This is a genomic window from Sinosporangium siamense (genome assembly GCF_016863435.1).
Classification (GTDB): Bacteria; Actinomycetota; Actinomycetes; order Streptosporangiales; family Streptosporangiaceae; genus Sinosporangium; species Sinosporangium siamense.
On the sequence record NZ_BOOW01000036.1, the window covers coordinates 53894 to 74281 of the forward strand.

Genomic DNA, 20388 nt, shown 5'->3' on the forward strand with positions numbered 1-20388 from the left:
GAAGGGGGATCGGGATCATTGTTCCCCTCTACCGAGCTTTAACCACATCCCAGGTAAGGACTTCCGTACGGTACGGAATGGCAGTTCGGCGGACGCCGTCAGAGATTTCCCATCTGCACACTGGCCGCCATGATGAAGATCTCCCCAGCTCTCGCCCCGGCGATCGGCCTGTCCTTGCTCGCCCCGCTGCCCGGTGCCGCGTCGGCGTCGGCCGACAGAGGGAAGTAGGCATGTTCTTCGGACGGCTCTCGCCGCTGCCGCGCTGGTCCTTGCGTGTGCTGACCGTGTTTCTTGTCCTCGCGGTGCTCGCGGCCCTGGTGGTCGTGTGGGTGGTGCGCAGGCCGTTCCCGCAGGTGAGTGGGGAGTTGAAGGTGCCGGGGCTGGCCGCGAAGGTCACCGTACAGCGTGACAAGCACGGCATTCCGCACATCTATGCCGACTCCTCGGCCGACCTGTTCTTCGCGCAGGGGTATGTGCACGCGCAGGACCGGTTCTTCCAGATGGACATGCGGCGCAAGATGACCGCCGGGCGGCTGTCGGAGCTGCTCGGGGCCGGGCTGGTCGAGACCGACAAGACGATCCGCACGATGGGCTGGCGCAGAACCGCCGAGAAGGAGCTGGCGCTGCTCAAACCGGAGAGCCGCGCCTATCTCGACGCCTACGCCAGGGGTGTCAACGCCTGGATGAAGGACCACACGGGTGGCGCCGCGGCGTTGGAGTATCAGGTGCTCGGCTTCATCAACAGCTCCTACCAGCCCGAACCCTGGAGCCCGGCGGACTCGGTGACCTGGCTCAAGGCCATGGCCTGGAACCTCACGTCGAACGCCCCCTACGAGGTGGAACGCACGCTCCTGTCGGAGAAGGTGCCGTTGGAGAAGGTCAAGGAGCTCTATCCGCCTTACCCGTACGACCGGAACAAACCGCTGGTTGACGGCGGCACCGTGAAGAACGGGGTGTTCGACGCCGAAGCGGTCGCGAAGCCGCAGCGGGACACCAAGCAGCCCGTTACCGGGGGCGAGGCGGGCGCCGGGGCGCTGCGCAGGGCCGCCGAGGCCATGGACGCCGTGTCCAAGCTGGCCGGTCGGCGAGGGATCGGGTCCAACGCGTGGGTGGTGCACGGCAGCCTGACCGCGAGCGGGAAACCGTTGCTCGCCAACGACCCCCACCTCGGCGGGGAGTTGCCCTCGGTCTGGTATCAGGCCGGATTGCACTGCCGTACCACGAGTGCTTCATGCCCGTTCGACACGACCGGGTTTACCTTCTCCGGCATGCCCGGCATGATCATCGGCAAGAACCAGCGCATCGCCTGGGGCTTCACCAATATGATGCCGGACATCGCCGATGTGTTCCTGGAGCGTGTGCGCCCCGACAACACCTACGAACGTGCCGGCAAGTGGCTCCCCCTGGAGACCCGCGTCGAGGAGATCAAGGTCGCCGGGGCGGCGCCGGTCAAGCTGACCGTGCGGTCGACCCCCAACGGCCCGCTGGTCTCCGAGGCACTGGCCCCCTTCGGGAAGATGGTGCCGCAGGCCGCGAAGAACCTCGATCCCGGCGGCGGCCACACCTACGCGGCGGCGCTGCGGTGGACCGCGTCCGAGCCCGGCACCTCCACCGACGCCGTCTTCGCGCTGCCCGCGGCGCAGAACTGGGAGCAGTTCCGGGCCGCCGCCAGGCTCTTCGAAGTGCCGTCGCAGAACTTGCTCTACGCCGACGTCGACGGCAACATCGGCTATCAGGCGCCGGGCAGAATCCCGATCAGGAGCAAGGGCGACGGCTCCATGCCCGTGCCCGGCTGGACCGGCGAATACACCTGGAAGGGCTACATCCCCTTCGAGGAGCTGCCGACGGTGCTCAACCCAAAGAAGGGCTATCTTTCCAGCGCCAACCACCCCGTGATCGGGCCGCAGTATCCCCACCTGCTCGGCGTCGACATCGCCTACGGCAACCGCGCCCAACGCATCTCCGACCGCATCGAGGCCGCCACCAAGTACGGCAAAGCCGACCTCGCTACCATGAGCTCGATCCTGGCCGACACCCACAACGCGCTCGCCCCCGCACTCGTGCCGCACCTGCTGCGGCTCCCCGCGGGCGGTGTGGCGCGCGAGGCCCGTGACCTGCTCAAGAACTGGGATCACAGCGACACCCGCGACTCGGCGGCGGGCGCGTATTTCAACGTCACCTGGCGGCACCTGGTGAACCGCGTCTTCGCCGACGAACTCGGGAGGAAGGTGGGCGGCGGCGACCAGTATTACGAGGTGGTGCGCGGCCTGCTGGACAAGCCGTCCTCACCCTGGTGGGACGACGTCACGACCCGTGGCGTGGTGGAGGACCGCGACACGGTGCTCAAGGCCGCGGCGGCCGGCGCCGTACACGAACTGACCGGCAGGCTCGGCGACGACCCGGCCGCGTGGAAGTGGGGCGACCTCGCCCAGGTGGAGCTGAGGCACAACCCCTTCGGGCAGTCGGGGATCGCCTCTCTGGAATGGCTGTTCAACCAGGGCACACTGCCGATCGGCGGCAGCCAGGACTCCGTCAACGTCATGTTCTGGGACACCACGACCGACACCTATCGGGTCGATGCCCTCGCCACCATGCGGATGATCGTCGACCTGGGCGACCCGGACGCCTCCCGGTGGATCAACCTCACCGGCAACTCCGGGCACGCCACCCACCCCAACTATTGGGATCAGGCCCCGCTCTGGGCGACCGACCAGACCATTCCCATGCGGTCGTCGCCGGAGGCGGTGCGCAAGGACACCGCCGACACCCTGGTGCTCACGCCTTAGCGTCGGGCCCTAGCGGCGGCTCCTGATGGTGAAGCCGACCTGCCCGGACGTGCACGCCGACCGCTCATCGCACACCTGGACGATCGAGAGGTAGTGGCCGGTCCTGGTGGGCACACCCGACAACGACCCGTCCCTGGCGAGCCGGGCGCCGGGCGGCAGTCCGCTCTCCACCGCATAGGTCAGCCGGTGCCCCTCCGGGTCGACCGCCGTGACGGCGCCCCGCAACTCCCGCCCCTCGCGGCCCTTCACGGAGTGCGGCATGGGGCCCGACGGCGGCCGGTTGCCGGCGATCGGCGTGGGCTCCGGGACCGGGGACGTCGGGACCGGCGTGGGGACCGGCGGGGCGGGCGTGCCGCCGAAGAAGGAGACGGCGAACGCCGACAGCAGGATCACCCCGGTCACCGCGGACGCCGCCGCGACGGCCCGGGCGTGGGTCCAGTCTGTGCGGGGTGAGGTCACCGCCCCTCCTTATGCGGGATGACGACAGGGCGCGTGCGGAGGCGCGGCCTCCCGGCACCCCCTTGTGCCGGGAGGACCACATCCACGTCCAGATCGATCATGTCCGCGCAAAGCTCAAGCCCGGGTGCCCCTGAGGCCAAATGTCGGCCAGGGTGTTGGCCGGCACGCGTTGGCAGGCGCGGCGCGGCATTGGCGGCCGTCCTCTCCTGGCCTCGGTTAGGCAGGCTCTCTCGCACAGGTCATGCCGGATCCCGGGAAGGCCTCGCCCCCTCCCCGGAAGGTCACGGCGCGACGGGGAGTGCGGCGAGCGTCGCGGCGGTGCCGGCGAAGAGCTCCACCGGAACGGGGTAGAGCCCCAGCGAGTTGTGCTGGGCCAGCCCCTGCATGGCGGCGATCACCACGGTGGCCGTCACAGTGGCGTGTTCTGAGGTCAAGGGGGTGCCGTCCGGGCGGGGACGCCCGGCGAGCGCGCCTGCCAGGGCGGACACCCGGGCCTCGGCACGCGGGGGGAACTCCTGTGCCGCCGCCTCGGAGCGGGCCGAGTGCAGAAGCAGTTCGAGTTCGAGCAGCAGGGCGGCGTTGGACATCTGTCTGCGGATCACGTCGCCGTAGCGCCGCCCGTAATCCGCGAGCGCGGTGGCGAGGTCGCGATCGTCGCCGTTCAGGCCATAAGGCGTCACCGCCATGTCGCACGCTTCCTGCTCCACGAGATCGGCCATCAGCGCGCTCAGCAACCCGTGTTTGCTCTTGAAGATCGAGTAGATCGCGCCCTTGGTCAGGTCGGCCTGGGCGGCGATCTCCTCGAGCAGCGGCCCGCCCGCACCGTGCCGGACAAGGTGGTCCGCCGCGGCGTCGAGCAGGCGTCTGCGGTTGTGGGCCTTGGCCGTCGCCCGGCGGCCAGGCTGCTCACTTGTCGCTCCCATAACACGACTGATACCTTGAGTATTGTAATACTTCAAGTATCAATTCAGCGGCGAAACCTGCCGGAGGGGTTGCATGGACGCGCTGATCAAAGCCATGGAACAGGTCCGCCCTGTGGCGAGATTTCCCACGGTCGACGAGATAAGGGCGTGCGCCAAGTCGCTCGCCGAAGCCCATCCGGACATCGCGACGTTCGAGCAGGTAGGCGTGTCTACCCTCGGTGAGCCCATCGAGCGGCTGACCATCGGCGACGGGCCGGGCAACGTCGTGGTGATCGGCATGCCCCACCCCAACGAGCCCATCGGCATGGCCACTATCGAGCACCTGGCGAGCCTGCTCTGTGCGGACGCCGCCGCCCGTGAGGGCGTCACCTGGCATTTCCTCCCCTGTGTCGACCCGGACGGCACACGCCGCAACGAAGGCTGGTTCGGCGGCCCCTTCACCCGTGCCCACTACGCCCGCCACTTCTACCGGCCCGGCTCCGAGGCACAGGTTGAGTGGACTTTTCCGTACAACGAAGGCGGACTCTCCTTCAACAATCCGCTGCCGGAGACCCAGGCGGTCATGAAGGTCATCGACGAGGCCGCCCCCGACCTCGTCGTGTCGCTGCACAACGGTGAGTTCGGCGGCGTCTTCTATTACGTGACCGACGACGCCCCCGAGTTCGCCGACGACCTGCGGGCGGTCGCCGCCCGCGCCGGTGTGCCGCTCTACCTCGGCGCACCCGACGCCCCGGGGTCGCGGCCGGTCGGCGACGCGGTGTTCGTGATGCCGTCGGCCGCCGAGATCGCCGACTCCCTCAGGGCCGCGGGCGCCGACCCCGGCCTGATGCTCTCCGGCGGCAGCAGCATGGACTACGCACGCCGCCACGGTGGTGACAGCCTCATCGTCGAGCTTCCGTACTGGTCGGATGTGCGTGCCTGCGACCCCGCAGACTCCGGGCGCACGCACGGCGAGATCGCCCGCGAGGCGGCGGCGGGTTACACGGTCACCCTGGCCGCCTTGCAGGAGGGGTTCACCCGGCTGACGCCCCGGTTCGACGTGGATCCGGCGCTCCGCGACGCGTGCGCGGCGTTCCTCAGCGCATTCGAGCACTACGCCCGCGTTCCCGAGGGCGACGACCCCCGCCCGGCGTCGGTCGCCGAGGAGTTCACCAGCGCCGAGTGGGTGCGCGGCCTGCGCCTGCGCCTGGTCGGCATGTATCTGCGCCTGCTGCGCGAGGTCCTGGAGCGCTCCGAGGCCGCAGGCGAGCCCGCGGACGAGGTGCGTGCCGAACTCGACCGGGTGGAGGGGCTGTTCGACGTCTGGTGCGCCGAGGCCGAGGCGGCGGCTCCCGCCGTACCGGTGCCGATCGAGAAACTCGTCGCGGTCCAGGCGGGCGCGACGGCGGTCGCGGTGGCGCGGCGCGTCAAGGCCGCGCGGGAGGTGTGACGCTGAACCGTACTTTCGTACGAACCACACGGGCACAAGTGCTGAGTGGGTCTTCGACGATATGACCTCGGAGTGCAGGAAGTCCCCCTGACCTGCGGAAAGACCCTCTGGGGGCACGGCGGCAACGAGGCGGGCCATTCCACCAGCGCCTTCACGACGCTGGACGGCAAGCACAGGTTCGTGGCGTCGATCAACACCTACAACGCCCCCCGAGGACGACGGCGGGCTCTTCGACAAACTGGTCGAGGCCGCCGTCTGCTAACCGGAAAGGCGAGAGGGGGCGGCCGTCCGGCCGCCCTCACCTGGCATGTCGAGCCCCGTGACCTTCCGGAGCCCCGCGCTTCTATGCGGGCCGGCGGCCGGCGTGTGGGAGCCCACGCCGGACGTACGGCATGAGCCGGTCAGTAGGAGTGGTCGGCTGTGACGTCCGCCGACAGGCGCAGGGTGTGTTCGGCCGGGGCGCCGCGGAAGGCCAGCACGGTCAGGGTCAGAGCGTCGATCACCGCGAGGTGGGCCAGACGGCTGGCGACGGTTTCGAGGCCGAAGACGAGATCCTGGCCGCCTCCCACCAGGGTGTGCGTGCTGAGCTCGCCGAGGGGGGAGCGGGCGTAACTCGTCACCGTGACGACCGCCGCGCCCGCCTCACGCGCGCGGCGGGCGGCGTCCACGGTGCTGCGTGTCGCGCCAGTGTGGCTGACCGCCAGGCAGACGGCGGAGGCGGGGAGCGCCGCCGCGGACAGGTGGACGGTGATCGGGTCGCCGGGGGCGTCGACCGTGAAGCCCAGCGCGCGCAGGCGGTAGGCCGCGTCGAGCGCCACGGCGCCCGACAGCCCCGCGCCGAAGACCAGCACGCGAGAGGCCGCGTCGAGGGTGCGTGCCGCGGCCCGGAGACGCTCGACGGGGAGCGTGGCGGTCAGTCCGTCGAGGGCCTCCCGCGCGGCGCGCAAGGTGTCGGCGAGCGCGCGGGCGGCGGGGTCCGGGTCACGGGAGGGGGCGGGCGGGGGAGCCTCCCCGGCTGCGGCGATCTTGACCTCCTGGAATCCGCGGAATCCCAGGCGCTGGCAGGCGCGCACGACGGACGACGGCGCGGTCTGGGCGAGCGCGGCCACATCACTGACGCTGAGATGCACGAGCTCCGCGCCCTTGTCCAGGATCACCTGCGCCACGCGGGCCTCGGTGTCTCGCAGACCGGACATGCCCGCGCGCACGCGGGCCGCCAGCGGACCCCTGTGTCTGGAATTGTCTTCCATAGGATTAGATTACTGTGGAATCTCATTCCGAGAGGTGGGTTCCATGGTGGCCGGATGTGGTCGACGGCGGGCACGGCGGTCGGCACGTCAGCCGGCACGTCAGCCGGCATGGCGGTCGGCACGGTGATGGGGGTGGAGACAGGCGCGGCCGCCGTGCCCGTCGCTGTGCTGGCCGCCGCCGTGTTGCACGCCGTCTGGAACGGCCTGGCACACAGAGTGAAGGACAAACTCGTCGTCTTCACCTGGATCAACCTCGCCTGCACCGGGGTCGCCGCCGTGCTGGTCTGCTTCACCCCGGTGCCGGACGCCGCGGCGTGGCCGTACATCATCGCGTCGGCCGTGCTGCAGGTCATCTACCAGCTTCTGCTGCTGCGGTCCTACCAGCTCGGAGACTTCGGCCAGATGTATCCGATCGCCCGCGGCACCTCGCCCCTGCTGGTGGCGGTGGTCTCGACGACGGTGCTCGGCCAGTCCCTCCCGGCCGGCGACCTTGCGGGGGTGGCGGTGATCTGCCTGGGCCTGATGGGCCTGACGCTGGCGGACGGTGTCCCGAGCCGGGCCGCGCTGCCCGCCTTGGCCGCGGCTCTCGGGACCGGTGTGGTGATCGCCGCCTACTCGGTGGTCGACGGCACCGGAGTGCGGCACGCCGGCACGGTCGCCGGCTACATCGCCTGGCTCTTCCTGATCCACGGACCGGTTCTGCCGCTGATCGCCTGGAGCCGGCGAGGGCGGTCCTTCGGCGCCCAGCTTCGCCCCGTGTGGGGGCGGGGCCTCACCGGAGGGTTCCTGTCTCTGCTGGCCTACGGGCTGGTGGTCTGGGCGCAGTCCCGCGGCGACCTCGCCGCCGTCGCGGCATTGCGGGAGACGAGCATCGTCATCGCCGCCTTGATCGGCGCCGTGGTGTTCCGCGAACGGCTCGGCCGCAGACGCGTCGCGGCGAGCGCGACCGTCCTGGCGGGGATTGTCCTTCTGGAGGCCGCCGGTCCCTGACCGCCGCTCGGTGGGTGACGCCGATTGTTTGTCGGCTCACCACTCATCGACGACCATCGGCGGCCCGGTCGTCGATGAGCAGTAGACGGATGCGGATGAGTGGGCCGGTGAACGGCCCGCGAGCGGTAGGCGGTGGGGTGAAGAGGCGGCCCGCGGAACGTTCCTGACGCTGCGTACTTCGTGATGTCGGGGAGTTTGCTGCATTATCAACCTTGCGCCTCGCTCTGGGCGCGGATGGACTTCGACAAACGGCAGGTGAGGTCATGAGCGAGTTCGCGATGGAGCTGCAGGCAAGCATCAGGGAGGCCGAGGAGGAGGTGACGCGCATGCGGCTCGCGGGCGACGAGCATGCGGTCGAGATGATGTCCGGTCGGCTGGAGAACCTGATGCGCATCGCCGGCAGGCACGGAGTCGAGGCACGCGGAGGTGGCGATGCGAGCGCGGAAGGCCGGCCATGACCAGCCAGGTTCCCCTCTATCAGGTCAAGGCCGAGCTCTTCCGCATGCTCGGCCACCCCATACGCATCCGCATACTGGAGCTCCTGTGTGAGGGGCCCCGGCCCGTCCGCGAACTGCTGGCCGAGACGGGCGCGGAGGCGTCCAACCTCTCGCAGCACCTCGCGATGCTGCGCAAGGCGGGGATCGTGACCTCCACCCGTGAGCTCTCCGGAGCCGTCTACGCGCTCGCCACCCCGGAGGTCGCCGAGATGATGGCCGCCGCGCGGCGGCTGCTCACCAGGCGGCTCGCCGGCCAGGGCGAGCTGCTCGCCGAACTGCGCGCGAAGGGCCGCTGAGAGGCGGCCCCAGGCGACTCAGCCCCTCACCGGCCCACCGCCGTAAGTGGAGGGGCCGTATCCGGGGTCCTGCCCGGGATATGGACTGGGGTGCGGACCGGCGTACGAACCGGGGTGCGCGCCGGGAAGTGTCCTGGGATCGGCTCCTGGAGGGTAACCGGGCTGCGCCCCCTGGTGGGGGGCCGGGTGGGTGCCGGGATGGGAACCGGGCTGCCACCCCTGGTGGGGAGCAGGGTGGGTTCCGGGGTGATGGCCGGGGTGCGCTCCAGCATAGGAGCCGGGCTGTGGGGCCGGGTGCGCTCCGGGGTAGTGGCCTGGCTGCGCGCCGTGAGTGTGGACGGGGGCATAGGCCCGGGGGTCACCGTACGGCTGGGGCATGGGCGGCATAGGCGGCATGGAGGGCATGGGCTGCATGGTGGGCACCGGCGGCATGGGCGGGTGGTACATGCCGGGAGCGCCGTGGCCGTACGGCACGCCGTACCCGGGAGGAGGGCCGGGGTGGACGGCGTAGCCCTGCCGCATCAGGTAGTCGTCGATGGCAGCCTCGTTCTCATGCCAGGGCGGAAGCCGATCGGCGGCGGTCTCACTCTGTTCGGCCAGCCAATCCTCGGCCTCCTCGTCGACGGTCTTGGGATGCGTTTCCTCCGGAAGCAGCAGGACGACGTGTTCGGCGCCGGACTGCCGCCGCTGCTCGGCCCACTCCTCGACCTGGGCGCGGCAGGCCAGGTCCAGATGGGATACGCCGATCATGTCGATGTGCACCCTGAGCTTGCCGTTCAGGGCCTCCAGGGTGTCGGTGAGCTTGGGCAGAAGCAGGAATGTCGCGTTGCCGGACATGGTCAGGTGGGTAGTGCCGTCGACCTCGCTCTGGTCGATCCGCAACCGCGACATGCGCAGGGCGGCCATCACCGTCGCGATCGCAAGTCCCGCCAGCACGCCCTCCAGGAGGTTGGTGAAGATGATGGCGGCGAAGGTGACCACCATCACCAGGCCTTCACCGCGGTCCTTGCGCCACATCTTCGCGAACTGGCCGGGATCGAAGAGCTTCCACCCGGCGTGGACCAGGACACCGGCCAGCACCGAGATCGGCACGAAGGCCAGCAGGTCAGGCAGCATCAGCCCGAATCCCAGCAGCCACAGGCCGTGCAGGATGCGGGAGAGCTTCGTCTTGCCGCCGGCCTGCACGTTCGCGGCGCTACGGGCGATCACGGCGGTGATGGGCAGCGCTCCGAGCAGGCCGCACAGCGAGTTGCCGACGCCCTGGGCCACCAGTTCGGGGTTGTACTTCGTCTTTGATCCGTCGTGCATGCGGTCGACCGCGGCGGCGCTGAACAGGCTCTCCGCCGAGGCGATCACGGCGAAGGTGATGGCCAGCTTGATCACCGACAGGTCGGCGAGGCTGCCGAAGTCGCTCAGGCCGGGGATGTGCACCGCCGCGAACAGGTCGTTGACCTCCACACGGTCGACGTGTACACCGGGGAGGGCCGCGATCAGCGAGCCCGCCAGCACGGCGACCAGCGCCGCGGGCACTTTGCCGAGGGCGCCGGGCACCTTCTTCCACACGAAGCACAGCACCACGGTGAAGGCGCCGAGTCCCACCGCCACCAGCGTCTGGTGGTTCGCCATGACCTCGCTCGCCAGCGCCGGCATGCCGGCCGCGTTCTTCAGCGCCGACCCGTGCTGCTCGGAGTCGGCCACCGCGTAGAGCTGGCCGAGGATGAGAGGCAGGCCGATGCCCGCGAGCATGCCCTGCACGACCGACAGGGAGATGGCCTGGAACAGGCGCCCGAGGCCGAACAGGCCCAGCGCTATCTGGATGGCCCCCGTGGCGAGCACGACGGGGCCGAGCATCCCCACACCGTGCTCTGTGACCATCTCCATGACCAGGGTGGCGAGGCCCGCCGCGGGCCCGCTGACCTGCAGGCTGCTGCCCGGCAGCAGTCCGACGATCAGGCCCCCGACGATGCCGGAGATGATCCCGAGTTCGACGGGAACCCCCGAGGCCACGCCGATGCCGATGCACAGCGGCAGCGCGACGAGGAAGACGACGAGCGAGGCGAGGATGTCCGTGCCGACGTGAGCTCCGCTGAACGAGAACGCCGGCGCGGGTAATGCCGACGAGGATGGTTTAGCGTGACGTGCTCGACGCTGCTGCACCATGGTGTCTGCCCCTCATTGAGTCGGTTGGGAAAGCCGGGGAGCGGCCGGACTCACGCATGCCGGATCGCCCGCCGGCGGAGAGCACGGACCGGGTAGGTGGCCGCGGGAAGCGGCGTGGATGGGCGGCGTCGAAGCCGGAGGGCCGACGGATCGCACCGCCGACGCGCGAGGTCGGCGGTGGACGGGCACGAGGTCCTGGGGCGGCCTTGGGGTGGATGGCCCTCACTCACCGTAGTGGCCCGCGGTCGAGGATGGGGAGAGCGAATGGCTTAGGGAAGGTGAGAAATCGGCGGGAGCACTCCGCCACTGTCCGCGGGCCGGGCCCGGGGAGCACCTTTCCGGGATGTGACCTGGATGTCTCCGCGTTTCCGCGGAACGCCTCCGCCGGATGTGTGCCGCCCCGGGGAGCGTATACGCCATCTTCCCGCCAGGGCCTGGCCAGAGCCGTCCCAGGAGCCGGGCAGCGGAGTGCGAGGAGCCGCGCCCGTGTCTGCCCGCGTGCGGACCGTATTTCCGCTGGTCGGCCGGGCCGGGGTGCGGGGCGGACGGTTCGCGCGGCGCGGGAGGCGGAGCGGAGGCCGCGTGGGTGGGCCCAGACGACATCCCCGTGAGGCGGCGGGGCCGGGCCGACGGCGGTCACCCAGAGTGAGAATCAAAGTATTCTCCCTGCTGAAGCCAGTAATTGCTAATTTACGCAATTTAGTACACCATGGTGCTTGGGTGGACAGAGGTTGGAGCCGGCGTGAGAAGGGAGTCGCCGCTGAACGTGGCGAGTGGTGGACGGCCAGACACTTCGCAGGAAAGGCGTCATCAGCTCTGGAAGGAACACTCGACTCGTGCCAGATGTCGTGCCCGACGACTTCACCGCGCTCGTGCGCGGCAAGGAGATGTGCGGACATGGCCACGGCGACTTCAGCGCGATCAACACCTCCTCCCGGGGCACGTCGCGATCAAGGAGAGCACCGAGCCCGCCGTCTGCCGGTGGACTTGAAAAGCCGGGTGGGGCGGTGCGATCGGCCGCAGCCGCCCCACCCTCCTCTCAACTCCGCTGATAAGCGGCGACCGCGGCATCCAGGGCGGCGAAGCCGCGCTGCATGCCACCCGGGCGGCTGCGCGCCGGCCAGCACGAGCGATATTCCTCGACCGCCTCGGTCAGGTCCGCCCGCAGGTCGTCCTCACCCGGCACGGCGAGGCCCGCCGCCGCCCCGAGCTTCCAGGCCCCGTGCCGCGCCGGCCGCACCGCCGCCGCGAGCCCGCGTACGGCGAGAGCCCCGTCGGACGACTCCGGCCGCGCGCCGGCCAGCGCCGCGAGCGAACTCTCCAGGACCGCGCGCGACCTCCGCCACCCGCTCGGCGTCGGGCTCCCGGTCGACGAAGTGCATCTGCACCGGCAGGAGCGCGGCCTGCAGCGGGCTGCCGTTGAAGGAACGCTGCCCCGTCCGCTTCCAGACGCGGCCCACACGGCGGTGACGCCGTCCGGCAGTTGCGCCACCGGCTCCGGGTGGTGGCGCAGGAAGTCGGCCCAGATCTGCACGCGGTAACGCACGACGAATATGGCGAACGGCTGCCTTCCGGGCTCACCCCCGCCGAGGTCGCGCCGCTGCTCATCGCGGTCAACGACGGGCTGCAACCGCAATGGTTGCTCAACAGCGCCGACGTCGACATCGCCGGGTTGTTCCGCGCCTTCCTCACCACGATCGTCGGCCCCCGCGCCGCGGGGCCGCCTCCGGCCGGAAGGTGATCAGCGGCGGTCTGGACCCCCACCCAGATGGATGCCGCCGAACACGTTGCCGGCCTGGATCACAGTGCCGGTGACGTGGGCGTCACCGCTGATGACGTTCGACACCTGCTGCCGCTGCTCCACGATCGACCCCGCCTGCCTCGCCCACGCGTCGAGCGACTCGGCGAACTCCGGATCCGATCGCGCCTCCTCCACCAGCACGCCCGTGATCTCCTCGGCGTCCTCGCCCCGCTCCACGGCGGCGACGGCTGCCGAGTCACCGCCGAACCTGTTGCGCACAAGCGTCGACAACGACATCCACGCGCTCCTGCCGGCCTCCCCGGCGACACCGCCGAGCAGAGCGGAGACGATCGCGGCCAGTGCGGTCGGGTCCATCGAACCTCGCTTCACGCCAGTCATCCGGAGATCACCTCCAGCCTAGATTTCCCTCACCGACTCCGCCACCGCCTCGGGGGGTTATGCCATGTTTCAGGGGTTCTGCGTTTCGGGGGCTCTGCCGTACGGGCTGTTGTGTGCCGGCTTTGGCCGGGTGGCGTCCTTAGCGGAGGAAGGCGGCTAGGCAGCCGAGGAAGACCAAGGCGAGGATGGTTGCGAGGCCGAGCAGGGGGATGAGGCGCAGCGGGCCGGCGATCGTGCCGTGTTCTCCTGGGGTGTCGCACCCGTTGCAGGTCGTTTCGGCGCCGTCGTTCCACACGTCGCACAGGCGGCAGCGCCAGGTGCTTGCGAGTGCTGTTGTGGGTGGGTGCGAGGTGTGATCTTCGGGGCGGCCGCAGCCGTCGCAGTTGTCCTTCTTCTGATGGTTAAAGGTGTCGCACTTCGAGCACTGCCAGGTGGGTTCGGTCAAGGCTCGTTTCCGTGTTCGGCCACGGTTGTCCGGGATCTCAAGACGGCGAGCAGGTCCTCCCCGATGGGCAGCGGGTCGAAACCGATCCATTCGTCAGCGGCATGTCCGTCTTCCCCGTCGTCGCCGGCCAGGGGGGAGGGGGCGGTCAACGCCTGGGCGACCTGCTCGGCCAGCGGCCAGTGGTGATGCGGCACGAACAACCTCAGCCTGCCGGCGTCCCCGGTGGGAGCATGCACCGTGTGCCGGAGGCCGATCGCCGGCTCGGCCGCCTCCCGCCGTTCCGTCCAGGTGATCTCGGCGCTGTCGCACCAGTTGATCGGCAGTTGGAGTTCGCCGTTCTCCGGCCAGGTGACGGTGAGGGGCTCGGCGTCGAATGTCATGTGTGCTCCGAAGCATTTCAAGGTGGTACTTGAGCCGGCGAACGGCTGAAGAGTCGTCGGGGTTCCGGGGGGAGGGCGGGGGAGGCACCTGCGGTCTGCGCCTGGGGATGAATCACTCCAAGACCATCGCAGGTGGACGATCACAACGTGTTCACGATTGTGTTGATTATCTCGTCCATCTCAAATTCTTCCAGACCTTCGCCCGCTTTCGAGGGAAAATGCATGGTCAGGTTCCACTCGTCGGCGATGTCTATCCAGGGGGCCGCCTCGGGGGTGAAAAGCACTAGGCGTTTGGCGGAGTTGTCCATGATCGAGTTCTGGCTGCGGGCGTAACCCCACTGCTCGAAGAGTTCGTCCATGCTCTGCGGAATGCCGTGCGGATATGTGGCGGCGGAGGTCGCCCCCGGCAGGCCGAGGGGGTGGGCGGGGGCGTCGGTGAAGACCACGATGACGTGCCGGCGCCGGTCGAGGCCGTTTTCCCAGGGCGAGCCGATGGCGAGCGCCAGGGCCTCCAGGCCGGATTCGGGCACGTCACCGCCGCCGAGGGGCTCCAGTTCGCGGACGAAGTCCTGGAAGTGGGTCACCTGCGAGGGGATGTCGAAGAAGCCGGTGGCGGCGAGGGCGTCGGCGGCGTGATCGACGAAGTCGCGGAAGGCGATGACTCTCAGCCTTAACTGACTGATCGATTTGCCTTTTTCGGCCATGGCATTGCTGAGCCTGCCGTGAAAGGACAGGGCGCTCTCTTTGACGGTGTCCAGGACCGGTCTCATGCTCGCGGTCGTGTCGATGCACATGACGATGTCGACTGCGTACTGCAGATTGCCGCGATACCACTGCGCGTCGGACACAGATGCCTCCTCGGCTCACAAGCTCCACGAAAAGAGATAAAGCGTTAAATATCGTTTTTGCCGCGATTAATCCGAACCCGGGAGACGCGCCGGGCCTCCGGCGCGGGGGTCTCTGAGGCGGCCGGCGAGGTCGCGGGCGGCGCGGGCGCGGCCGGCGAGGTCGCGGTGAAGGGCTCGGGGACCTTTGAGCGCCGGGGGCGAGACCTCAGGTTGGTGCGCAACCTGCTGCTTCTCGCCGCCCCACTCGCGGGCGGTGCCCCCGGCAGCGGCTCACCGGCGTCCGCTGGTGGAACCGCCGGCGCAGGCTCGTCGGCATCCGGAAGATCGGCGATGTCCGCCGGAGGAAACTCGCCGGCGTCGCGCAACTCGCACATCGCGAGGTTGCTCAACCGGGCCAGGAACCTGTCGACGGCGGGGCGGGCCGTCGGCGACCGGGCGGTGAGATTGTGGATGAGCACCGCCATGGCCGGGGAGAGCCGGGGATTCAGCCGCAACTCGGCACCGGCGTTCACGGCGTCGGCGGGCGAGCCGTACTTCTCGTCGAACCGGGGGATCTCACCGGTGAGGTAGTAGTGCGTCATGAGCCCGAGGGCGAACATGTCCACGGCGGTCGTGAGGTGCTCGGCGAGGGTGCTCTCGTCCCCGCGCACATAACGCATCCACTCGGGGGCGCCGAACAGGGAGTCCCCAGGGGCGCTCTCCCGATCGGGAGGTCTGCTGCTGAAGTAGGAGTCGTCGAGGTCGATGAGCTTGGCGGCGTGGAAGGCCTGCGCGTCCCGCTTCTGCACGAGCACATTGGACGGTTTGAGGTCCCCGTGCACCACGCCGATGCCGTGCAGCAGCCCGAGGCTCAGGCCGAGTGTCCGCAGGATCACCCGCTTGTTGAGCGGCGGCAGCGACTCGGGGTTTTCCAGGCTGGAGGTGTCGATGCGCTCGGTCACCTTGTAATAGGTGGTGCCCTCGTGGAAGAAGTCCAGCGCGAGCACGAGGTTGCCGCCGCCGCTCATGTTGTGCCGCAGGCGGCTCATCACCGTGCGGTGCCGCTCCTCGAACTCGCGGCACTCCTCAAGGCGGAGCTTACGGCTGATCTCGCTCGCCGTGGAGCCGGCCCTCGGCCGTTTGGGCTCGAGGAACTGCTTCAGGAAGTAGGTCTTGCCGTCCTTCTCGGCGAAGGCCCACAGGCACTTCCCGCCACTCGTGTTGGTCGGCTTGGTGACGACGCGGTAGCCGCCGACGACGTCGTGGAGCCTCATATCCGCCTCCCGTCCGCGATGCCGGGCATCAACTCCTCATAGAACCCCCGGTAGTCGCCCCACGTGCGCTCCTGCCAGAGGCGGACCGCGGCGAGGGGGTCGCCGAGGCTCGGCCGGTCGCGCCAATAGCGTGACCACAGGTGTTCCGTACGGCAGGCGAAGGCTTGGCGCAGGCTGCCGAGATCGGGATAGCCGAGCGCCACCAGCGACAGGGAGGCGTCGTCGCCGCTTCCCGCCGCCACCTGGGCGGCGAGCCTGGCCGCCCACTCGTGTTCGTCGCGCGCCGCCTGCAGGCTCTCCAGCAGGTGGTATTCGAAGTGCGCCGGGGTGGCGACGTAGCCGGACAGGCCGTCGGTGGCGCACAGCAGGACGCAGGGCAGCTCCAGCTCCACCTGCCGGAAGTCGACCGTGAAGTGCCCGGAGGCGTTGAGCACGTTCGTCAGCGGCGGATCCCGCAGCAGCTGCTGAAGGGTGTCGCTCTCGACCGTGTGGTCCCGGGTGAGCGCCTGAAGGCCGCGCCCGGGCGAGAGCGTGTAGGCGCGGGAGTCGCCCGCCCACATAGCCCGGCAGATCACCCGCCCGCCGCCCCGGCGGGCATAGTGCACGACCGCCATCGTGCTCGGCAGCTCCCGCAGGATGGTGCCGGTGAGCTTGCTGCGGGCGGCGGGCCGCATGACCGCGAGCAGCGCCGCCAGGTGCCGCTGAAGGGAGTCCGGGCCGAGCCGCCCGTCTCCGGCGATGTGGCGGCGGAACCACGACACGACCCCGGCGCGGGCCACGTGGGAGCCGACCCACGCGCCGCTGCGCGGGGTGCCGTCGCGCGACTCGAACGCCGTGGCCGAGCCCGAACCGCCCGAACCGTCGAAGACGCCGACGATGCCGGCGCCGGACGGCAGGTGGTGCTCCAGGAGCGGTTCGGCGTCCTCGCCGCCGCCGGGCACACGCTCGGTCCAGATGCCGATGGCCCGGACCGCGCCTCTGCCGTATTGCCAGATCGAGGTCCCGGCGGCGGGCCCGGCGCCGGCGGCGAGTCTCATCGTGCACCGCCGTTCGCGTCGGGCGGGATGCCGCGCACGCGGCTGACCCGGGGCCGGTCGCCGTCCACCGGTGCGGTGGGGGGCGCGTCCCGCGGCTGCCGTAAGAGGCCACCGCGGGACGCCAACCCGGGACGGCCGCGCGACGCCGGCGTGGACCCCTCCCGGCCGACGTCGCCCTGGCCGTCCCGGGAAGTCGCACCGGCACCGGCGGTGCCGACTTCGATCTCCCTGGCCATGGAGCCGCGCAGGCGGCTGGAGCGGGTGCCGCCGAAAGGCGCGGCGGACTCGCCGGTGACTTGATCCAACAGGACTCGCTGGGCGTGTATGAGGTCGAACGGCTCTCGACCGGGAGAGTGTTCAAGCACCCTTTCCAGGGCCTTGGCCGATTCGGCGCGCTCGGCCCGGTCGATCGCCACCACGGCCTCAAGCGCCGAGCACGGCCCTTCGAGTTGCCTGATCTCCGCGATCAGCCCTTCCGCGCCCTCCGCCCGCAGCCTGCTCATGTGCTCGTCGTGGCGCATGCCGGCGAGGCGTCTGCCCCGCTCGATCTCGCGGAAGGCCCGCCCGCTCGTCACGGCCTCGTCGGTGTCGATGAGCAGCTCGACGAAGATCCTGCGCACGGCGACGACGTCGCCGGCGATGTCCTGCACGCCGGTGTTGAGGGCAATTGTGTTGAGGGCGCCTTCGGCCTCGTTGAGGTCGTCGATGTCGTAAAGCCGGGCTATACGGCGGAGCACGTGTTTGATCTCGGTGTCCACGGTGTGCCCGAGGTCGGCGATGCCGCGCCTCACCACCTCGACGGGGTTCACGACGTGGCAGTCCACGGAGACCTGGGCCTGGAAGGCGAAGTTCGGGTCCCGGCTGAGCAGCGGATAGTGGTGGACGACCCGGTGTTCCCTCATGTCCACGAGCACCATGCGGGTGTAGCGGGCGTCCGGGATCGGCTCGCCCGAGTGGACGACGAGTGGCGCGCCTTGCCTGCGGACCAGCACGAGGGCGCGGCCGGGCCCGGGTGAGGGGATCGGCCTCAGCCGGAGCCGGGAGAGGGGCTGGTCGTCCACGATGGGGTTGATCTTCATGCCGAAATCTCGCTCTGGTCGGTGGGTCTGTGTCATCGCACCCGGATGAGGCCGGTGTAGAGGCTTGTGGCGGGGGTCTTCCGCTCACGGGCCCATTTGTCCAGGTAGTAGGTCAGGCGGGCGCGGTGCCGGTCGTCCCGGCCGGCGATTCCGGTCAGCAGGTCGCCGAGGTCGAGGCGGGTCCGCCGGCCCGGCACCGCGTGGTGTTCGACGAGGTGCCGCAGCGCCTTCAGCGCCTGCTCCTGCGCCTGGCCGTCGGCCAATGCCCGTGTCCACAACTCCACGAGCTGCCGCCGGTATCGCGGGGCGCGGGTGAGCAGCACTGGCACCGCCTCCCCCAGGGCTGCCGCGTCGTCCGCGCCGGGGCGGCAGGTGAGGTAGGTGAAGGCCCACAGGGCGGCCTTGACGGTGGCCGGCGGTGAATGCCGGAGGTCCGACCAGGAGAGGAGGGCTTCGAGCACCTCGGCGGTGTGGCCGTGGTCGAGCAGCCGCTGCACACATTGGCACACGGGGTGCAGCAGGTGCGCGTCCTCGCGGTCCAGGATCCGGCGCAGGATGGCCAGGGCCTGGACAGGGCGGTCCCGGCCGATCGGCCCCGCCAGGGTCGCGAGCACGGTCCGGGTGAGGCCCTGGCCGGCGGGAGGCGGCTGCTGATCGGCCCAGGAGGACAGCAGCACCCACACCTTGGCCGACAGCGCGGGGTGTTTGTCGACAGCCTCCAGCGCGCTCGCGGTGGCCTGCCGCATGGCGGGTGAGTCGCTTTCCGCCCAGGCGCGGAGGAATCGGTGGACGGCGTGGTGGAAGTCGCACCGCGCGATCACCCCGGCGAAGACCGCGGCCCGCCCCCGCACGTCCACGTCGGAATGTGTGATCAGCGAACGCAGCCACTCCAGGAGCGGTGCACGATAACCGTCGAGGTGCGTCCAGACATATCCGAGTACGGCGTGCCGCATGGACGGGTTCCTGAACACGACGCGGGGCAGTGCCGTACGTCCGTCCTCGCCGGGTGCGAACGCGACCTCGATCCACGGGAGGTCGGCGGAGAGGCGGTCCCGGAACCGTAGGTCGGGCATGACGGGCGCGGCGGGCTGGTCGGGGGTGTCCTGGCGTCCCGTCGCGAGTAGTGTGTGGAGGGCGACGGCGGCGTCCGACACCGTCAGGTAGCCCGCCCCCTCCAACGCGGCCGACGAGATCGCGAAGCTCACGCTCCCGAGGTCGTGGTGGAGCCCGAACCACGCGTGCACCTGGATGTCGGGGTCACGCTGCGACTTGACCAGCGCCGTCAGGTCCTCGCCCGCCAGGATGGCGAGGCTGAGCCGCTCGGCGACCCCCGGCTGGGGCACCTCGCGCAGCAGATGCAGGGCGTCGCACTCGGCGAGCCTGCGGCGCAGGGCCGCGCGGGCCTCGGCCGCCGGCGAGTGGCCGAGCACCCGCCGTTCGACCACCCGCACGAGATCCACGGTCTGCAGCGAGGTCATGACCTGCGGCGAACGGGTGGCCGCCTCGACCAGCGCGCCCTGCGGAGGGTCGGTCACCAGCACCATGTAGCTGCCCGACTCGCGGAGCACCGCCGTCACCTGCGCGATCCAGTCCTCGTCGATCGCCCTGGCCCATGTCCGCCGCAGGCCGGACACGTGGCAGCGTTCGAACACGGCGAGATAGCCGCTGTCTTTGTGTGGGGGACTCCAGCCCGTGCGGCCGATCCCCTCCGGGTCGTCGACGACGTAACACGCGCCCGGCGAGTCACCCCAGGCGCGGGTGGCGAGGGTCTCGGCCAGCAGGTTGATGGCGAAGGATTTGCGCCCGCTCCTCGGCGCCGAGGCCACCACCAGCAGATGGTGGTCCATGAGAATGCCCAGAGCCTCGTCGAAGCGGGGGTGGTAAACGTGGTGCTCGGTGTAGTGCGCGAGTTCCGCGGCACCGATCTGGGACACCGTGCCGGCCGGGTCGGCCGACCGGCCGGCCGACGGGTCGACCATGTGGAAACCGCCGCCGATGGTGACCTCGTCGTTGAAAAGGGCGACGGTGCCGGCATTGGGGTTGACCCCGGCTCGCTCGAATCTCTCCAGCACCCGGGTCGCGATCGCCGCGGCCTCCCTGGCCTCCTGCTCCTCGGCCTGGACCGCGCCTCCGCGCAGGAGCGCGGTCAGAGCCTCCTGGCCGAACAGGGCGTAGGCGTCCGCCGGGGACGCGTCTTCGAGGTCGCCCGCCGGGCCGTCGGGTGGAACGCCGGAGACCTGCTCATCGGCGGGGTCCCCGCGGGCGTGGCCCTCGGCGGCCTCCCGCCCGGCGGCCACGAGTTCGGTGTCGAGGGGAGGGGACATGGCGGTGGCGTGTGCCTCTCGCGGAACAGGCGGAACGGGCAGGACCTGCGGAGCGGGCGCGACCGGCGGAATGGTGGGCCACCCGGCCGTAG

General features: G+C 70.2%; 19 protein-coding genes. 6 read left to right on the forward strand and 13 right to left on the reverse strand.

The genetic code is table 11. The features are described 5' to 3' along the window. Window positions 1–230: 230 nt before the first annotated feature. A complete protein-coding gene (locus Ssi02_RS27695) occupies window positions 231–2786 on the forward strand; it encodes a penicillin acylase family protein (protein ID WP_204030518.1) in 2556 nt (851 codons plus the stop codon). Between the two features lie 9 nt (window positions 2787–2795). On the opposite strand, the gene Ssi02_RS27700 is transcribed toward Ssi02_RS27695, so the two are convergent. Both Ssi02_RS27700 and Ssi02_RS27705 read right to left on the reverse strand, forming a co-directional pair. Beyond that, window positions 2796–3245: a hypothetical protein gene (locus Ssi02_RS27700; RefSeq protein ID WP_204030519.1), complete on the reverse strand. Its 450-nt coding sequence runs from the start codon at window positions 3243–3245 to the stop codon at window positions 2796–2798. 281 nt (window positions 3246–3526) lie between these two features. After that, window positions 3527–4168: a TetR/AcrR family transcriptional regulator gene (locus Ssi02_RS27705; RefSeq protein ID WP_204030520.1), complete on the reverse strand. Its 642-nt coding sequence runs from the start codon at window positions 4166–4168 to the stop codon at window positions 3527–3529. Window positions 4169–4241: 73 nt separating this feature from the next. On the opposite strand from Ssi02_RS27705, the gene Ssi02_RS27710 reads away from it, so the two are divergent. Beyond that, entirely contained in the window at window positions 4242–5597 is a 1356-nt protein-coding gene (locus tag Ssi02_RS27710) for a M14 family zinc carboxypeptidase (protein ID WP_204030521.1), read from the forward strand. Window positions 5598–5998: 401 nt separating this feature from the next. Here the strand turns inward: Ssi02_RS27710 and Ssi02_RS27715 are convergent, their stop codons facing one another. After that, window positions 5999–6847 (reverse strand): MurR/RpiR family transcriptional regulator, encoded by an 849-nt coding sequence (locus Ssi02_RS27715; protein ID WP_275410749.1) that lies wholly within the window; start codon window positions 6845–6847, stop codon window positions 5999–6001. A 54-nt stretch (window positions 6848–6901) separates the two neighbouring features. Between Ssi02_RS27715 and Ssi02_RS27720 the strand changes: the two genes are divergently transcribed. From Ssi02_RS27720 to Ssi02_RS27730, 3 genes are all read left to right on the forward strand, one after another. Then, window positions 6902–7837 carry an EamA family transporter gene (locus Ssi02_RS27720; RefSeq protein ID WP_307825802.1) on the forward strand — a complete coding sequence of 312 codons (936 nt, stop codon included), beginning with the start codon at window positions 6902–6904 and terminating at the stop codon, window positions 7835–7837. A gap of 263 nt (window positions 7838–8100) precedes the next feature. Continuing rightward, window positions 8101–8295 (forward strand): hypothetical protein, encoded by a 195-nt coding sequence (locus tag Ssi02_RS27725; protein ID WP_204030523.1) that lies wholly within the window; start codon window positions 8101–8103, stop codon window positions 8293–8295. Further along, window positions 8292–8630, forward strand: a complete 339-nt coding sequence (locus tag Ssi02_RS27730) for an ArsR/SmtB family transcription factor (protein ID WP_204030524.1) — start codon at window positions 8292–8294, stop codon at window positions 8628–8630. Before Ssi02_RS27725 ends, Ssi02_RS27730 begins: the two co-directional genes overlap by 4 nt. Window positions 8631–8648: 18 nt before the next feature. Here Ssi02_RS27730 and Ssi02_RS27735 read toward each other — a convergent pair whose 3' ends face one another. Continuing rightward, window positions 8649–10790: a SulP family inorganic anion transporter gene (locus tag Ssi02_RS27735; protein ID WP_204030525.1), complete on the reverse strand. Its 2142-nt coding sequence runs from the start codon at window positions 10788–10790 to the stop codon at window positions 8649–8651. Between the two features lie 1039 nt (window positions 10791–11829). Next, entirely contained in the window at window positions 11830–12324 is a 495-nt protein-coding gene (locus Ssi02_RS27740) for a hypothetical protein (protein WP_204030526.1), read from the reverse strand. Here Ssi02_RS27740 and Ssi02_RS27745 point away from each other — a divergent pair. After that, window positions 12295–12531 carry a hypothetical protein gene (locus Ssi02_RS27745; RefSeq protein ID WP_204030527.1) on the forward strand — a complete coding sequence of 79 codons (237 nt, stop codon included), beginning with the start codon at window positions 12295–12297 and terminating at the stop codon, window positions 12529–12531. The genes Ssi02_RS27740 and Ssi02_RS27745 overlap by 30 nt on opposite strands. On the opposite strand, the gene Ssi02_RS27750 is transcribed toward Ssi02_RS27745, so the two are convergent. The 8 genes from Ssi02_RS27750 to Ssi02_RS27785 all read right to left on the reverse strand — a co-directional run bounded on the left by Ssi02_RS27750 (window position 12532) and on the right by Ssi02_RS27785 (window position 20296). Next, window positions 12532–12906, reverse strand: a complete 375-nt coding sequence (locus tag Ssi02_RS27750; RefSeq protein WP_204030528.1) for a hypothetical protein — start codon at window positions 12904–12906, stop codon at window positions 12532–12534. It lies immediately after the preceding gene. Window positions 12907–13069: 163 nt separating this feature from the next. Next, window positions 13070–13375 (reverse strand): hypothetical protein, encoded by a 306-nt coding sequence (locus Ssi02_RS27755; RefSeq protein ID WP_204030529.1) that lies wholly within the window; start codon window positions 13373–13375, stop codon window positions 13070–13072. Further along, window positions 13372–13755 carry a hypothetical protein gene (locus Ssi02_RS27760; RefSeq protein ID WP_204030530.1) on the reverse strand — a complete coding sequence of 128 codons (384 nt, stop codon included), beginning with the start codon at window positions 13753–13755 and terminating at the stop codon, window positions 13372–13374. The genes Ssi02_RS27755 and Ssi02_RS27760 overlap by 4 nt, the downstream gene beginning before the upstream one ends. Before the next feature lie 140 nt (window positions 13756–13895). Next, on the reverse strand, window positions 13896–14603 hold the full coding sequence (locus Ssi02_RS27765) for a vWA domain-containing protein (RefSeq protein ID WP_239129854.1): 708 nt from the start codon (window positions 14601–14603) through the stop codon (window positions 13896–13898). A 44-nt stretch (window positions 14604–14647) separates the two neighbouring features. Continuing rightward, window positions 14648–15856: a protein kinase domain-containing protein gene (locus tag Ssi02_RS27770; protein ID WP_204030531.1), complete on the reverse strand. Its 1209-nt coding sequence runs from the start codon at window positions 15854–15856 to the stop codon at window positions 14648–14650. Beyond that, a complete protein-coding gene (locus Ssi02_RS27775) occupies window positions 15853–16893 on the reverse strand; it encodes a PP2C family protein-serine/threonine phosphatase (RefSeq protein ID WP_204030532.1) in 1041 nt (346 codons plus the stop codon). The genes Ssi02_RS27770 and Ssi02_RS27775 overlap by 4 nt, the downstream gene beginning before the upstream one ends. Beyond that, entirely contained in the window at window positions 16890–17972 is a 1083-nt protein-coding gene (locus Ssi02_RS27780) for a hypothetical protein (protein WP_204030533.1), read from the reverse strand. Before Ssi02_RS27780 ends, Ssi02_RS27775 begins: the two co-directional genes overlap by 4 nt. 32 nt (window positions 17973–18004) lie before the next feature. Further along, a complete protein-coding gene (locus tag Ssi02_RS27785) occupies window positions 18005–20296 on the reverse strand; it encodes a hypothetical protein (protein ID WP_204030534.1) in 2292 nt (763 codons plus the stop codon). Window positions 20297–20388 lie beyond the last annotated feature (92 nt).